The sequence below is a fragment of the Butyrivibrio sp. AC2005 genome (genome assembly GCF_000424145.1).
In the GTDB taxonomy this organism is placed as follows: Bacteria; Bacillota; Clostridia; order Lachnospirales; family Lachnospiraceae; genus Butyrivibrio.
Genome location: NZ_AUJI01000009.1, coordinates 58084 through 75653, shown reverse-complemented (window position 1 = coordinate 75653; position 17570 = coordinate 58084). Strand labels below are relative to the sequence as shown.

The 17570-nt window shown below is 36.5% G+C and carries 13 protein-coding genes; all 13 read right to left on the bottom strand.

Translation table 11 applies throughout. The annotated features are described in order from the left end of the window. Positions 1 to 7: 7 nt before the first annotated feature. The 13 genes from G602_RS31265 to G602_RS0100260 all read right to left on the bottom strand — a co-directional run bounded on the left by G602_RS31265 (position 8) and on the right by G602_RS0100260 (position 17463). A complete protein-coding gene (locus G602_RS31265; protein WP_026657094.1) occupies positions 8 to 2791 on the bottom strand; it encodes an Ig-like domain-containing protein in 2784 nt (927 codons plus the stop codon). 32 nt (positions 2792 to 2823) lie between these two features. Continuing rightward, positions 2824 to 3252 (bottom strand): GtrA family protein, encoded by a 429-nt coding sequence (locus G602_RS0100320; protein WP_026657093.1) that lies wholly within the window; start codon positions 3250 to 3252, stop codon positions 2824 to 2826. A gap of 21 nt (positions 3253 to 3273) precedes the next feature. Beyond that, complete coding sequence (locus tag G602_RS0100315; protein ID WP_026657092.1) at positions 3274 to 4245, bottom strand: glycosyltransferase family 2 protein; 972 nt, start codon at positions 4243 to 4245, stop codon at positions 3274 to 3276. A 138-nt stretch (positions 4246 to 4383) separates the two neighbouring features. Continuing rightward, entirely contained in the window at positions 4384 to 5922 is a 1539-nt protein-coding gene (locus G602_RS0100310) for a hypothetical protein (RefSeq protein WP_026657090.1), read from the bottom strand. 52 nt (positions 5923 to 5974) lie between these two features. After that, the gene (locus G602_RS0100305) at positions 5975 to 7147 is read right to left on the bottom strand and encodes a glycosyltransferase family 4 protein (protein WP_026657089.1); all 1173 of its coding nucleotides are present in this window, start codon (positions 7145 to 7147) and stop codon (positions 5975 to 5977) included. Positions 7148 to 7332: 185 nt separating this feature from the next. Beyond that, complete coding sequence (locus tag G602_RS0100300) at positions 7333 to 8634, bottom strand: oligosaccharide flippase family protein (RefSeq protein WP_026657088.1); 1302 nt, start codon at positions 8632 to 8634, stop codon at positions 7333 to 7335. Between the two features lie 22 nt (positions 8635 to 8656). Beyond that, positions 8657 to 9619, bottom strand: a complete 963-nt coding sequence (locus G602_RS24595; protein ID WP_044930701.1) for a glycosyltransferase family 2 protein — start codon at positions 9617 to 9619, stop codon at positions 8657 to 8659. Between the two features lie 24 nt (positions 9620 to 9643). Then, positions 9644 to 11323 (bottom strand): hypothetical protein, encoded by a 1680-nt coding sequence (locus tag G602_RS0100290; RefSeq protein ID WP_155829647.1) that lies wholly within the window; start codon positions 11321 to 11323, stop codon positions 9644 to 9646. A gap of 25 nt (positions 11324 to 11348) precedes the next feature. Next, positions 11349 to 12152, bottom strand: coding sequence for a glycerophosphodiester phosphodiesterase family protein (locus tag G602_RS0100285; RefSeq protein ID WP_026657086.1), 804 nt, complete (start codon positions 12150 to 12152; stop codon positions 11349 to 11351). A gap of 234 nt (positions 12153 to 12386) precedes the next feature. Continuing rightward, on the bottom strand, positions 12387 to 13514 hold the full coding sequence (locus tag G602_RS0100280) for a right-handed parallel beta-helix repeat-containing protein (protein ID WP_026657085.1): 1128 nt from the start codon (positions 13512 to 13514) through the stop codon (positions 12387 to 12389). Positions 13515 to 13801: 287 nt separating this feature from the next. Beyond that, on the bottom strand, positions 13802 to 14008 hold the full coding sequence (locus tag G602_RS0100275) for a hypothetical protein (RefSeq protein WP_026657084.1): 207 nt from the start codon (positions 14006 to 14008) through the stop codon (positions 13802 to 13804). 300 nt (positions 14009 to 14308) lie between these two features. Further along, positions 14309 to 15853: a glycosyltransferase family 39 protein gene (locus G602_RS0100265; RefSeq protein WP_026657082.1), complete on the bottom strand. Its 1545-nt coding sequence runs from the start codon at positions 15851 to 15853 to the stop codon at positions 14309 to 14311. A gap of 23 nt (positions 15854 to 15876) precedes the next feature. Further along, the gene (locus tag G602_RS0100260; protein WP_026657081.1) at positions 15877 to 17463 is read right to left on the bottom strand and encodes an AAA family ATPase; all 1587 of its coding nucleotides are present in this window, start codon (positions 17461 to 17463) and stop codon (positions 15877 to 15879) included. Between the last annotated feature and the right edge of the window lie 107 nt (positions 17464 to 17570).

The window sequence follows — 17570 nt, the reverse complement described above, 5'->3', positions numbered from 1 at the left end:
ATACCTCTTATTTCTTTACCTTAACCTTAATAGTCTTCGACACCTTATTATACGTGGTAACCGTAATCGTCACAGTTCCTTTTTTCTTAGCTGTTATAAGTCCGTTCTTATTAACCTTTGCAATCTTTTTATTTGAAGACTTATAAGTATACGTGTTGCAGGCTGTATTCACCCTGGGATTAAGCTGATATTTCTCGCCCTTCGCAATTGTCACCGTCTTCTTACCAAGTTTGAGCTTAGACGGAGCCTTCTTTACCTGCACAGCCATTTCTACAGTTACTGTGCCGTTTCCGCGCTGCCATGCAGCCCTAGCATACGCTTTTCCCTTCTTCTTGGCTGATAGCTTGGTACTACCGGCCTTTACAACAGCCTTCTTTGAAGATTTATATCTGAGTCCCTCTATGTTGGCCAGATCTGATGTAACCTTAGGAAAAGCATCATGGGTTAGCCTTACTTTTTCACCCGCGCCCATCTTGATGCTTGAACTGATTCTTCCATTACAGTTTGATTCATTATCTGCATACAAAACATACGGAGCAGCACCTAAAAGATTGTTATCATACATATCTGATATGGTTCCACCATTTCTTACAGCAATGGATGCAGCATCGTTAGATGAAAAATCATTATTATTTATTGAAGACGCTTCACTACTGCTCTGTACCAGTACACCATATTTTCCGTACTCCAGTTTATTTCTTGCTACAGTCACACCATTGGCATAGAGAACATAAATATCAGCATAAATATTGTTTTCATTGTAACTTCCCCAATCACTGTAGCCTGTAATGGTATTATCAGTAATTGTAAAGCCTGTGGGAGCGTAAGTTCCTGAAGGATAGTCATCACCCTCATTGGAGCTGTGGTATCCACTTACTAGAATTGCCGCAAGTGTAGCGCTATCCCTGTCACCTCCTCCGATTGAAAACCGGTTTCCCGAAATCGTCAGATTAGCTTCATATCCCAAAGCCTTCTTGCTTTCATGCTCGTCCGGATAATGTGTATACCAGGAATAGGTAGTCGTATCCACACCTCTTCCTACATTAGTAAAGGTATTTCCTGTAATAGCAGAATCTTTCCACATAGTGCACATGATAGCTGTATTTGTAATATTGTCAAAAGTACAGTTGCTTACATATATATTCTGGTAATAATATTTACCAACCAGCGCTCCATGGCTTCCAAATCCTCTTTTCAGATTTCTGAAGGTACAGCCTGTTACTCTTACATTCTCGCAGCAGGTATCATCATATACCTGATCGGGATGGTATTTCATAGTATATCCCGTATCATCGGAGTTCTCATCATCGTCATCTGATCCTCCGCCATATTCATGGAGTACATCTATCTGAAAGGCTTCCAATTCAGCACTGGAATGTCTTGTATTCTGGAAGACACATCCACTGACTTCAACATCCTTACATGCACCAATCTCAAGCGTATGCGTTGCAGCAGAATCTTCAAAAGTCACATTTTTAATTGTAAGACCTGTCATATGAGCAAATCTTACAGGAACCTTCTCATATCCTTCAGCATCCCAACATCCACCGATAAGAGTAATGTTCTGATAATCTGCATATCCGCCTGCGCCTCGCTTATTCTTTCCCTTAAGGGTAGTTGTAAGCATTCTGCCATAGCCATTTTTAATTGTTACGCCATTCATCTCCAGTGTTGTATTGCTGCCAATACGAAGCACATCTGATAACGCATAGGTTCCCTCCGGAATAATAACTCTTGATTTATACGAAGAATCCTCCTCATAGTTATCCCATGCATCTCTCAGGGCACCATTTACCAGCCCTCTGAAATCTGATTTCAGCTCGGCTCTTCCGGACAAATTATAGACATGCTCCCCATTTGATAATGTTGGATCATATGCATATTTTGTCAGCAGCGCAATTGAAAAAATTGAAAAACTCTCAGTATCACATTCAAGCGTATACTCCTTCAGATACTCAGGTTCCTCGAAAGCACCGGCATTTATGGCATGTACTTCATTCTTGCTCTTCAGTTCATGTGTTTCGGGATCAATATTAGACTCATCCACATATACTTCCGTGTCATCCTCATCAGGAAGCGCTATATCAGAATCTTCTTCCTTCACCTCGGTTTCAAGAGCAGCTTTATCATCCTCATGAAAATGATATATCTTGAACTGCGCACCTCCGCCGCAGCCTTCCATTGAATAGGACTTCTCCTCGGGGAGTTTTACTGAAATATGAACATCTCCATCTTCAGGCTGGATTTCTTCGCCCTCAGCGTCAAACAGCTTAATGTCAAAAGAATCTGTCTCAATGACACTTGTCTCAGACATATTCTGAATCTCATCCTCTGCCGCTTTTTCTTCGTCTTCCGTGAGTTTATCTATCTGAACCTCCGTACCCTCAGGAAGAATATTCTCATCAGCACTCAAGGCAAAATAGTAGCCGTCAATTTCAGCTTCATACTTAAATTCAGGGCTCTGCAATGGCGCATCAGTATCGTCCTCGCCGGCATCACCTGATGATACTTCCGGTTCAGGATCGTCCAGATCATCAGAATCAGCATTTCCGTCAGATACAGTAGGTTCATCCTGTTCCAGTCCGTCTTCAGCAATATCGGTATCTTCGGAACTACCTGACTCTGCAGCATCTGCTGTAGCAGAGTTTTCACCGTAAATATTTTCCTCAGCATTTCCATCAGATACTGATCCGATTATCTCTGTTTCCTCCGCAGCACAAACCACCTGCCCCTGCAGAATACTTGACACAGCTATAACCCCAACAAGAATATTTGCTAAAACTCTTTTCATACTATCTCCTTCTTAATTACTCCCCCGCCAAGTTACTTACTTTCTTCTCCAACCTGATTCTTAAACACGTGCTTTTTACCTGTCACATAATTTATAGCGATAACGAGCACGGTAACAATAATCTTTCCGTAAAGCTTCTTCATATGAACAATTTCAACAAGGAAAATAAGCCCCAAATAGTCAAGAATCATGGTTGCACCGCGCCAGAATACAAACCGTGCAAATTCCATGACAAGCTCAAAAAAATTATTGCATTTACTTCTGAAAACGAAGTTCTTATTGCATAAATATGCTGCAAGTTTAACAGTAATAAGGGTTATGAGATTTGCCAGTTTGTACTCCATCCCAAGCAAATCCAGAACATGAAACATGGCTACATTCAGAACACTTGTAGCCACGCCGAATATTGTATAAAGTATGGTTTCTCTGTTTACCAACTTTTTAAATATCTTTTCAAACATATATAATCTTTCCAAAATGTATTATTTATCTGTAGCTTCATCCTTGCTACTATCTCTGTCATAATCCAGTTTTCTTACATGATACTGAACATCCTCAAGAATCTTGCGGTTAGCAGCAATGACATCAGCCTGAAGCCCTACTATAAAGGTCATAAATCCGAGCATCATAAGTGTGCTTGCAAGGATAAGTGACTGAACATGGCCTCCATCTACGCCCATAGCTATAAAGCACAGATAGCGCACTCCCAGTATAAATCCGATCAAAAACGGAACCGCTCCGCAAATTGAGAAAAACTTCAGAGGTTTATACATGATATAAGCTCTGATAATTGTAAGCATGGACTTTTTCACATACCCCATCATACTGGAGAAAAGTCTGGAGGGTCTAAGCTCGGCGTTAGTCCGGATATTCACAGACTCCATCGGTATTCTCTCGCGTCCTGCCTGAACTATGGTCTCAAGAGTATAGGTATACTCATTAACCACATTGAGTCTCATGGCAGCTTCACGGCTGTAAGCTCTGAATCCACTGGGAGCATCGGGAATATCTGATTTTGAAGCCTTCCTTACAACCCAGCTTCCAAAATGCTGTAGTTTTTTCTTAATTGGTGAAAAATGCTCAGTCTGGTCTATCGGTCTTGCTCCGATAACAATATCCGCCTTTCCATCAATAATAGGACGTACCAGCTTCTCAATATCATCTCCGTTATACTGATTATCAGCATCCGTATTAACGATAATATCCGCACCGTTTCTAAGACATGCGTCAAGACCTGCCATAAAGCCCTTGGCAAGCCCCTTGTTCTTCTTGAAATTCACAACATAATGAACACCCCAGTTCCTGGCAACCTCTACTGTATTGTCCTTACTTCCGTCGTTAATTATGAGATATTCTATAGTATCAATTCCATCTATGTGCTTTGGAAGGTCATTAAGTGCAACCTCCAGAGTCTCAGCCTCATTGAAGCACGGTATCTGTATAATAAGCTTCATTAAAATCTCCTAGAATTAAATCAATATAAAAAAACATACTTCTCTTATATTAATGGTTATTCCCAAACACTGCAAGAAAAAGTCAAATAATCAGAATTTTCTCCTGATTATTTGACTTTTCAGCGCTATTATATCTATTTAATTCTCTTTCTCAAAATAGTAGCTATTATGATATGCAGAAAAAGCTACTTTGGTATAGGTATGCCCCGGATATTTTTTCATAACTTCCTCGAGGAACTTATCATCATCTTCTTTCACGGCAACCATTAGAACAAAATCCTTATCTGCATACTCTGATGTATCCGGAAGCTTACTCAAATCCTTACTGTCAACCATTGTAAGTCCCGCATACTCGGAAGCCTCAAAAAAGGATGTATGCATTCTGAATCTCTTTCCATGTATCATTATAGCATCAAGATCAGCGTGATCCTTAGCCCACTCTACTGATTCTCTTGTAAAACTGTCCGTATATCCCCACTCCATACCAACGAAGGCTGTACTTAGCATCACACAAAAAAACACAACTGTTACAACAAGGGCTATACTTCTCTTGCACAGAGTCAAAATCACATTTGTACATACAATCAAAACCGATGTAAGCGCAATTCCATATATTGGGAAAAAGTACCTGTCTGCAGCATACGGAGCAGTCGCAGCTATCATCACCATGTATGCAAAAATCGCAACCCCAACAAGAACAAACTCTGTACAAAATCTAATATGACGCTTTTTTATTCCCATTATCATCAGAAGCAAAACCGCAACTATTGCGATACCAAAAATCACCGGATTGCCAAATAACTCTCCGATTACAATTCGAATATCCCCAACTAAATTAGCCTTAAGAACCGAATCGCTACCTGCGTTACTTATAGTCTGTTCTCCTCTGTCACTACTGAAAAAGTGTCCCAGCATTCCAGGGAAAATAGTAATGCATAAGCCTGCTGAGATGCCCATTGATACTGTATATTTTATAAGTGCAGAGATTTTTCTTTTTATCAGGCAATACACACCAAACGAAAAAGACAGCAGTACAACGAAAATCATGCAATAATAGTGTGTCAGCGCCCCAAGCACAGCTGTTGCAGTAAGCGCCGTAAGAAGCTTTCTTCCCTCCTCTCCCCTTACATATCTGATATAAAAATATGTAAAAAGCATCACACAAAACATTGCCATCGTATACATTCTTATGAACATGGCCATATTTAAGAATGCCGGAGAAAGCGCAAAAACAGCAGCCAAAACTGTCCTTACCTTAAAATCATCCATATAAATTGAGACTATTTTCTCAAATACATATAATCCCGCAAGGCAAAAGAAGATATTTATCACTCCACCAAACCACATGGAAAACTTTCCGGGAAAAAGCGAACAAATAGTATGCAGAATAACATAATAAAAAGGTGGATGAACATCCGATGCCTGGTTTTTCCAAACATTGACATAATCAAAACGATGCCCTTCAGAAACTGAAACATACTCCATCCAAGGCGTGTTTGCAGGAATGTATTTTATCCCATCCTCATAAGTCATGCTCCGGGAACCGTAATGATTGGACAGGCCAAAGGAGTATACCTCATCTATATTTACATTGAATTTTCTACTGAATGAAAAAACAAGGAGCAGCAAAAAAACAATATATAGAGAGTATCTTATCATTTTTTCAGAACGTTCCATAATTATTTATTTCTTTCATATTTCACATTTTTCTTATTTACAACGCTTAAAATCATGATACGATTCGATCAAACATCTTTATATAATCGTTTGCAACGCTCTTCCATGAAAAAATCTCTTCTGCTCTTTTACGACTTACCTCAGACATTCTGCTTTGCTCTTCTTCTGTAAGATTAATATACTTTACAACTGATTCATAAAATCTGTCTAAGTCCGCATCAGCGATCAGACCATTTTCTTCAATTAATTCATCACTTCCCTGACAAGGGCTCATCACTACTGGAAGTCCGCATGCCATTGCCTCTAAAACTGCGTTTGGCATTCCTTCTTTTTTTGAAGGAAAAACAAAAACATCACCCTGCTGATAATAGCCACGCAATTCCGACTTGTCCTTTTGACCATAGAAAATTACATTATCACTAATCCCATATTGTTCCGCCATGTTCTCAAGTATGCTTCTGTATGGGCCATCACCGACTATCAGTAATCTGACTTTTTTTGCTGTTGCCGTTTCTATGTCTTTTATTCTTGGAATAAGATATTGCAATCCTTTCCTCTCTATCAGGCGGGAAATAAAAAGTAACCGGATTTCACTATTGTCCGATTCTGAATCATTTTTCTTCAAAGGATAGTATTTTTCCGTATCAACTCCGTTATAAATAACATCTATAGTATATTTACTGCAAAAATCCAACGCAAATTCTTGGAGTCCCTTGCTATTAGCCACTAGTCCATCAGCATTCTTCCAAATAATCTTAACAAACGGTCCTATCAATTTATATATAGTCTTAAACCGTTCCTGAAATCCCGGAATGTCTCCGCCCCCGAATCTGACAACATAGGGCAAGTGATATTTTTTCTTTAGATGATAACCTATTGGTCCACTTGGAATTCCAAAGAAAATTTGACATATATCATATTTAGAAGATGTATTTTCCGCGTCAGCTACCAGTTTGCAGGCAAAGGAATCTGCCTTATGAATAAAATCAAGCATTTCTGCAAAACCGCAGCTTTCTTTTTTTGAACGCTTTGCCTTAACCCTGTAAATTGTTATGGTGCCGCTATAATCATCAATAATTTCTTTTTCCTGTAACCCCTCGTACCATACAGTAACAATGTCTACAATATGATTATTCTTTGCATATTCTCTTGCAAGATACATGCAGGCATTTGCTCCACCACCACCAATAGGCGGGTATTCATGTGATATTATAAGTATTTTCATTTCGTTTTCTTCAACCCATTTTTCGTTTTATATTTTCATCTTTTACAGAAAAATATAGATTCCTGTTTTTCATCAGAAAAACGGGAATCGTATTGGACCAGGCCCTCGCTTGCGAGGGGCGTGTCCTGCCAAAGGCAGGATTCTTGTGGGGCTTTTCCTTGTTTGCCCCACAAGAAGTCATATTTTTATGCTATCCCGTCACCTTCAATTTTCTTAATTTCCTTATATGAAAAAAATACTGTTACAAAAACATACGGCAGCATAGATACCTCTGTAGCAATTGTCGCACCCATAGCTCCCATACCGGGTATAAGTAAATAATTTAAGACTATATCCAATAAAATCACTACAACATATGTTATGCTCCTTATATTTGCTTTGCCTCTGAAGTCGAGAAAGGTAGCATAAAAATTTGACACAGCATTCATCATATGAAAAATAGTAAGTACACGAAAAATTTCTGCAGCTTTAACATACTCACTTCCATATAAGAACGGTATAAGTATCGGTGCTAAAACAAAAATAAATACCGCAATAAACAAAGCTACGGTAAAATTCACCATAGCATATCTATTAAATTTCTTAATTTTAGCCTTCTTTTCATTTTGATTAATGATCACAAACGAAGTCATTACACCGGTGGCAATAGACACATTCACATGCCCGGCCTTATTTGTCAGATTCTTTGCAATACTATAGACAGCAACTTCTGATTTTGTACTTAAGATTCCAAGCATAAAAGTATCTAATTCTATAAGAATTGCTGCTCCTATACCAACAACAAACATTGGAAGGGCATATTTTATTATTTTTTTGGTGTACTTTTTAATTATACTTTCATCAATGGCCTCAAATATTCTATAGTCCTTTTTAATCAGACATAATCCGATTATAAGTAATATTAAACCTGATACAATATATCCATATGCAACAGCTTCAATATTATGAAAAAGCTTAAGAAAAAGCCAGCAAAATAATAGATTCAAAAAGTATTCCAGTACCGTGACAATAAATACATCTTTAAAATTTCCCAATCCAACGAATAAATGTTTGTAATAAACAGCAAATGCATTAAAAAATATCATGCCCACCGAAAGAAAAATAAGTGACTTCAAATGTGGATATTTATCCGGATAACCTAATTCAGGGGCAATAACATAAAGAACAATAACAACAAGAATGCTTATCACAAAAGCTGATATCAGTCTCAATATGATAGAAGCATTCAGACATTGCGTTCTTGCATCCACAGTATCACAATGTGAAACTATTACTTTTGCTGAATTATTTATTCCGGCCCAGCCAATAAAAAAACATATATTCAGTATTGCAAAAAAATACGCCCATTCTCCGTATAATGTCTGTCCTAAAAGTCTGGTCTCTAGTATATCCAGAAGCATCAGCGCAATAAGGGATACACCTTTACCCGCCAGAGAATATACGACATTATAAAAATTAGCTCCCGGTTTTAGTGCAGCTTTATTCATAAAACACAAAAATCCATTTCAATTATTTTTTTATACTCCTTGCACCTTCATCTGTAATTTCAACAACATCCTTTATACTGTAGGGAGAATCAATATGTGTTCCATAATAAGTCTTCATCATAATTTCGCTCATAAGACCAAATACAAACAGCAAAACACCTATAATGACAAAGAATATAGTAAGCAGTGGCGGGAAAATGTTATTCGACATCTTTCTTCCGGATATGAATAAACACAGAGACCAAATTCCACATATGAATCCCAGGCCGATAAATCCAAGTCCGGCACCGCCAAGCAGATGAAGTGGTCTGCTGGCAAATTTATTCCAAAACCAGACTGAAATCATATCTACAAAGCCTTTGATTGTTCTCTTCCAGTTGTATTTTGTAACTCCTGCCGTTCTGGCTCTATGGTTTACAACTATTTCACCTACAGTAAAGCCCTTGATTTTAAGTAAGGCAGGAATAAATCTGTGTTGTTCGCCATATAGGTTGAGGCCTTCAAAGCATTCTTTCTTGTATACTTTTAGCGAACATCCACTATCATGTATACCATCATGTACGATTAATCCCCTGAGAAAATTTGCTCCTCTACTGGTAAATCTCTTCATCAAAGTATCTTTACGGTTCTTTCTCCAACCGGAAACCACATCCAGATTATTATCTTCCAGATACTTAATCATTTTGGGAATGTCCGCAGGATCATTCTGCCTGTCTCCATCCATCGTAACTATATAATCATACTGTGCCGCCTTAATTCCGGCATCCATTGCTGCTGTCTGACCAAAATTGCGTCGCATTTGAATAAGTTTAAGCGGTGCAAGTGTTTTACATATCTCAACAGTTTTATCTTTTGAACCATCATCAATGAAAATAATCTCAAACTGATAATTGTTTTCCTTACACACATCTAAAATTTCTTTATGAAGTTCCGCAACGTTTCCTTCCTCGTTGTATACCGGAACTACTACTGATAATCCATTCATTCTCTATTACCTGCTCCTTATTTTTTATTCTTTGCGGCAAATATATGCTTCAGAGCAATGATCTCTCCCAAGACTTTCAACCACATATCCATGCTCTGTAAGATCGTTTATTACCGCGGAAATATCCCTTTTTGTACTCCTCCATAACACAAAGTCCTTCTCCGGGAAATCAACCGAATCATAACTGTAATCATTAAGGTTCACTGCATAAATATTTGATTCAGATGACATTAAATTTACACAGTCATATGTTTCATGTCTTTTTGTGTTTAACGAAGAATCCCCGTATGCCCTTGTTACTAGCACTGTGTCTAAGGTGTTATACTTATTAACTTCATTTATCATCGAAGCATCATTTTCATATAAATATTCAATGTTCCTTGCTTTAAAGGGAATTATTGCACTGATAAGTACACAAACAGCTATGATTCTATATACACCTTTGACAGAATTTTCAGGAGCTGTTTTTTTAATTAACCGGTCTACCAAATACCATAGAGATATGACAATCATTGAAAATCCCAAACAATAATATCTCCATTTTTCTAACCCTGACCATGCTACAAAGGCTGTAAATATGGTAGTCGCGCCCAATAGGATACATATAAAATATGCATTCATTCCAAATTTATTCCAATCAGGCTTAACCGGCTTACCTATAGTTTCCGAAATCCCTTTAACTTCTTTTTTTGATTTTAAAATTATATATACAGTAACAGCTATGACACAGGCAAATACAATAATCCAACTCCCAAAGTACCCATCTCTGAACAATTCCGTTATCCATTTCAGGCAGTCCTTTATATCATCCAGGGATGGACTATGTAATTGCAGAGCAATACTCGCAGAAACCTTTGATTCGCTTTCACTTATATAATCATTGGGATGTAAAAGGATATCTAATTTTCCTGTTCCGATCACTGCAATTATCCCACTTATTGCAATTGAAACTCCGTAGACAATAGACTTTATTTTTTGTTTTAAAAAAATCAGCCCTGCAAAAAAACAGATTGATATCGCCCCAAAATAAATAATTGCAAATTCGGAATTTTTGTACATCAAATAAATAATCAGAAGAAAGCAAATCTCCTCAAATATGAATTTTCTCATCCCGGTCTCTATCCACATATTATGAAGCAGTATCAGGGACAGAACAAAATACATCATAACGAGCATGTAAAATCTGATATATTCAACATGGGTTATCACGAAACTTGAAAAACCGAACATTGCAATTGACAAAAACTGTATTTCTTTTGCAATATTCAGTCGGTTCATAAGGACAATTAGCAAAATTTCAGTTAAAATAAGCAGTATTACATTAAGAACCAATGCAGGAACCTGCGAAACATGATCATATCCATATATGGATTCGGCAATATTTAACAGGCCAAAGTAATTTCTACCTGTGAGAATCTTTCCAATCGCCTTATAAAAAGGCATTCTAAAAAGACTCTCTTCGTCAGAAAGCAATAAGTACTTTTTATAATTTGAGTTCTCAACCCACTCGTTGAACTTAAAATCATCACTGGTGGTTATGTACTTTGCAGTGTCACCATTGCCGGTATAACTACTGACATACCCCATAGAATACAACTCATCAATAAAATAATTCTGTTTTGCATTTGCCCAGTACATAATTATCAATAGTTGCAATATGACAATAATTGTAAAGACAAATATCTCTTTTTTCTTACTTCTCACAGCTATATTAATAGTTATACCTTTCTTATAAAAAATCTGTCATAACTGCAGCCACACCCATTTTCTTAAGGCGTCTAAAATCTTCTTTCAAATTAACCGGATGCGCAATCACACCCACACCACACTTTTTAAATTTTTTTACGGCTTCCTTGGTCACAAAGCTCTTATAAAAAGCAACGTATTTTATCTTTTTATGTCTCTTACATATTTTTGCAAATTTGTTAAAGTCCGCATATCCCCCTTTTTTCGGAGATCCGGTCATTCGATATGCTTCAAATATATATTCACTGAAATTATGAAATGATTCCATCTTTTTATATTGTTCTTCATAGTAAATCTGCGGAATTATATTATCAAAATAAGCTTCTGCCTTTTCCTTTTTGCATATCTTAAGCAGTTCCTTATATACCTTAATGAGATTCTTATCCTGTGTATCCACGATCAGCTTCATATCAGTATCTTTTAACAGCTTAATTGCTCTTTTCGCTGACATGGGAGTACCCTTTTCTGCAGGTTTCTCATTCTTGAATTTTTCATATGACACTCTTTCATACCCAAAACTATCAAACGCATGATCACATACTAGTACTCCATCAGAAGTAAGCATAAAGTCTATTTCAATGACTTTACTGCCATTTTTAATTGCATCAATAAGCGACTCCTCGCAATTGGCATGCCTGATTCCGTTATAACCTCCGCAGGCATGAACTATCTTTTTTCTCTTCAGGCTGTCCGAAAGAGATGATGCATGCACTGTGCCCTGTGGCGCCAGCATAGCAATAGTTAATATAGCAACTATCCATCCTGTTAGTCTTCTCATTAGTTTCATATTCAATTTCCCCCTCAATCAAAAAGGTAGCCAAATCACTTTGGTTACCTTTTTGTACTTATATATAATATACATCGTTTGTCAAAGCATTTCCACGCATTTTATCATTTTACCACAGCTGAGTATTTTCCCAGTGAGGCAATAAAACGTCGCCACTTCTTTAGACTCTTTTTAATTATAAATTTGCGGTAGGATATTATCATAGTGTTCCTCATTATCTAAAATATCAGGTGATTACCATTCCTTTTTCTTGTTACCTTTATCCGTAAGCTTTTTATAAGAATCTATGTGGTAAGCACTATCCTTTTCGCCCTTAGTGTATACTTTGTTACCCTTGAAAGTAACCTTTCCAAACTTTGTCTTGCTCGTGTTTGCAGAAATGAATGCACCACATATTCCACCCTTAATTGTGTTATTTGTTACCTTAACCTTACCCTTATCGAAGCCTCCCTTTCCGTTTCCATATACCTGAATATGAAGACCGGGTGAGAAATACTTTCTTGATTTAGGTGCATTGCTGATAAGTTTGTTGTGCTTTACAGTAATGCCCTTTGTATTGAAAATCATAAGTCCTTCAGCAGTCTCACCTGTCAGTTCGCAATTGGTAACCTTAATATTCTTATGATATTTACTCTTAAACTTCTTGTTGCTCTTATCATAGTTAGCGCAGACTGCTCTGCAGCCGATTACCTTGCAATTGTTGATTGTAATATTCTCGCAGCATGTACCATCAAGAAGTCCTGCATTCTTTCCCTTAAGGAAAGGAGCTGTTCTGGGTGTTGCAACATCTATCTGTATCTGTTCTTCAACACTCTTCTTTCCACCTGTTCCCTGGCCTTCTATTACACAACCATCAATAATAACATTCTTACATGCAACAAGCTCAATTGAGTGATTCTCCATGTTCGCCATCTTAATTGTCATGTTGGTAAACTTAAGATTATCACCATAGTGGAATCTGAAAGATGAACCATCTAATTCAAAATTGGATGCTCTTAACCATGTTCCACCATTTATACTAAAGTTAGAAATTGATTTACTGTCATCACTGTTATGAACCGCAGACTTCTTACATAAGATAGTCGCACCGGTTGCGTCTATACTGGTTCCATCAATTGCATCAATGGGTCCCTTTAAATAAAACTCATCACCTGCTTTAAGTTTAACGGAATCACCTCTCTTTAGGGCTTCTTTTATATTATTAGTATCTGCGTATTCATCCTCACCACCAGGCTTACTCTCTGGATTGTGTGTGATTGTTACCGTTGCAGCCTTTGCCTGGACAGGCACAATCAGCATCATGGAAAAAGCCATAGCCGCAGCAGCAAGACCCACCTTGGAAATATTCTTAATATCCCTCATAAAAAACTACCCTCCTATTTATTCAGTAAGCTATACACGTGATTTCGAATCACATTTTACTTGCCATTTCTCATAAACCACAGATTTATTATAGCATTCACCGATATAGGATTTTATAAAGCAACTATTAAACTTTTATTTAGATTCACAAAATTTTTATTACAATAACGTACTACAATATCGTATATTCTATTTCAATTCTTATGCCAAAGCACAAAAACACCGAAGAAATTTTTTGTATCATTTCTTCGGTGTCTAATAATTTAATGCAATCCTATATATCCATATTATTCTTTAGTCCCGCAAGGAGATGCATCTATTTCTATATATCCGCCAGTATCTTTTTTCATCTTCCTCAAAGCGCTTATCACAAGCTCTGTTTCAGAAGATGCATCTTCCAAGGTATTAACAGGCGTTTTTGTGCTTAAAATATGAGATGGTTTTAAAGACACATTGCTGCTTATGCAGATATTGTATTCTTTTTCAGGATCCAATACCACATCTCATCTGTTAATTCAAAAGATCATGATAAAAAAATGCAAAATCCGCACCGATCTTATTAAGATATTTTATATCGCTTGCTGTCTTGGTATCATACATTCCAATCTTAATACCTTTTTCATGTACCTTATTATCAATATTTATTTTTAGTTATCATTTCACTTTTCCTGAATTATTCATCATATTACTAATGTTGTTCATAAAGACTCCACTCTCCCGACTTTGATGTTTTGTATTAATTCATCAATCCTCTTGCTAATAACTTAACTTTTAATAATACTATCAAAACATTCTCAATTATTATACTTAAAATAGTAACTAACATGATTTTGAGCTTGATTCTGAGATATACATTCATAATTGTGATATAGCGTTTTTACTTCTTCTAAAGCCCCTTCAATATTATCAATACCACATATTATCAAAACAAAATCTTCTCCGCCCAAGCTATCTTCTTCCAGTAAAGTTGTAAGATTCTTATGATTAACAAAATATGAGCTTTTATAGTATTTTACCTCTTCCATGCATGCATAAAGCTTAAATCTAGATGAATGAACAATTAAACAATCCTTACCAAAATATTGCTGTGCCCATTCTAAAGAAACGATATCATCCGAATACAAGTAATCCCACACGACATTCTTCCAAGCAAAGAAAACTATCATACATAATCCTATAGAACAAATCCAGAAATAGACTTCTCTATTACTCAGAATGATTTTGGTAATTACAAAAACAACAACAAAAAACAAATTTCCATAAACCGGATAATAGTATCTTGTATTAGAATAAGGCGCCATTGCAGCTACAACAATAAAGTATAATAATAGAGAAACAAAAATTATCCTAACTTCGTTGGGAATTCTAATATTTTTCCTCTGTTTTACAAGAAACAAAGCCACTCCCAGCAACACTAAAATTGCTACACAATAATGACCAACAAACTCTCTGCACAGTCTTGTCATCATAGGCATAATATTTTTCAAGAAAACTTCCATTCCTGATGCGTTATTCAAGGCCTGTTTACCGCGATTACCCTCAAATAGGTGATGTATTATTTTAGGAAAAATAGCTATTGATAAAAGTGCTGAAACAAGCATAGAAAAGCCATATTTTATAAAATCTCTCCATCTCTTATTAAAGATAAGGAAACATCCATATACCACCGAACAACAAACTATGTAGAACATGCAATAATAATGCGTCAATGTTCCTAGTATAGTCATAATAACTATTCCAACATATGTACCTATACTTTTCTTTTGAATACTACATATAAAATAATATGTAAAACCCAAAACAACACATGAAGCCATAACATACATTCTCATGAAGGTTGCCATATTAACAAATGCCGGAGATAGTGCAAACATGAATGATGCAACTGTCAGTACCCCCCCCGAATTTTCAAAATATAATCGAAGTATTTTTCTTAGCATAAACATACTAACTAGAGAAAAAAATATGTTAATAATTCCAGCATACCAAACAGAAAACGATTCAGGAAAAAAAGAGCAGATAGTATGTAACACTGCGTAATAAAGTGGTGGGTGAGTATCTACTCCCTGGTTATCCCAAACACTCTTATAATTAAATTTATTATCTTTAGATACTGTCACATAATCCATCCATGGTTTGTTTGCAGGAACATATTTAATTCCATTTTTTATTGTCATATTTTTTTCGCCGTCAGCTTTATGATTAGCCAAGCCATAGGAATAAACCTCATCCACATGATAATTTATTTTTTTACTAATTACGACAACCAAAATAATCCCCAATAATAAATATGGCAATTTTGAGCATATTCTCTTTAAATTTAATCCACTCTCATTCATTTATAAGTCCTTATAATAAAGCTTCACTTACTGTCTCTTACTATCTTACAGCTGTGTATCTTCTTATTTGAATCATAATTTATCCCTACTCTTACTATCTCTCCGGAATAATCCTTAAGCACAGCATCATACTTCTTCTCATCTATCTGAGAAATAGCTTCCTCTTCAGTTTTATCCCATTTAAGTTCAATGATAATAGCAGGGTATGCCGTATCTCTTCTTGGGATAAATACAACATCTGCAAGTCCTCTGCCTGATGGTAGCTCCTCTATCCTAAGAAACCTGTCAACACACACTATGTACGCGAACTTGATAGCATATCTGAGTGCCTGCTCATTGTTATAATATTGTGGTGCGTAATTGGACTCTCTGACCTTTTCAATAGCACTCGCAACCGCTTCCTCATTTCCCGCTATAGTATCCTCAAGGAGCATTTCCGAAGTTTGGATGAGCTTCAGCAGCTTCGTATGCTTGGGATTCTCTATAATATCAGTAAATTCCTGCTTTACTTCCTCATTAGGTATTCTTACGCGCTGAGATTTTTTATCATAAGTCAGATATCCAAGATGTATAAGCAGGGTAATGACATCGTCTTTTGAAGAAAATGATTCAAAATCATTCTTGAAATTCCTTATATTTACACGAAGATGTTCTCCTGATAGAAGCTTTAATATATCCTCCTGTAAACCATCTTCATTCATGTTTATATAAGTTACCAAATTCTCGGCAGCAGATGTCTTCCGCCAATGCGAAGAATAATCCCCCGACTTAACCGCTTCCATTACGGAATAGGGATTATATAAAGCTCCAATTTCCTCAAATTCATAACCGTCATACCACTGTTTAATCAGGTTAAAGTCCCTATGATATTCCTCACATAGATTCTTTACTTCTGTCTCGGTAAATCCGGTATATTTTGTAAACGGGCCCGGATCAATTATTGTATATTCCTTAAAATCAGAAATAGCAGATTCCGAACCATCCTTTTTTATCGGGAGTATACCCGTCATATATGCTGCAGCCACAACCTTTGGTGTGAAATTTCTGTTTTTAAACCACTCTCTTAAAAGATTCAAATAAGATTCCTGTGTCTTATCGTCCTCTTTTGCTTCACGAATTACAGCATCCCACTCGTCGATTATGAAAATAAATTCCTTACCTGATATTTCAACATACTTCTCAATGCAATCCGACAAATCCGCAGTACTCTCTAACTGAGGACACACTTCAATCAGATCAGCTCTGATGCCTTCAGTAATAAAATCCACTATGTCTGCAACAGATTTTTTATTCCGTTTTAGCTTTGACAACGCGCCTGCAATATCAATCGTTATTACATTGTACTTGTTCAAATAACACTCATACTCTTTACTATGGGATATATCCAATCCCGTAAACAAATTCTGAGAATCACATGTACAGTCATAATAAGCACTTAGCATATCAACAGCAAAGGATTTTCCAAACCTTCGGGGACGACTGATACACACTAATTTATCTGTAGTGTTAACCCGTCCATTCATAACCTCTATAAGTCCGGTTTTATCTACATATTTTCCGTTAATCATTTCGGCAAAGCCATTATTTCCGGGATTTAAATATGTACCCATTCTATCACCTCATCTGTTAAACGCTTATTTTATCCGAATTATAAATCTTGATATATCCTGATAATCTTTATCTTACCATTCTTTCCAATTCTTTGCCAAAATTGTAT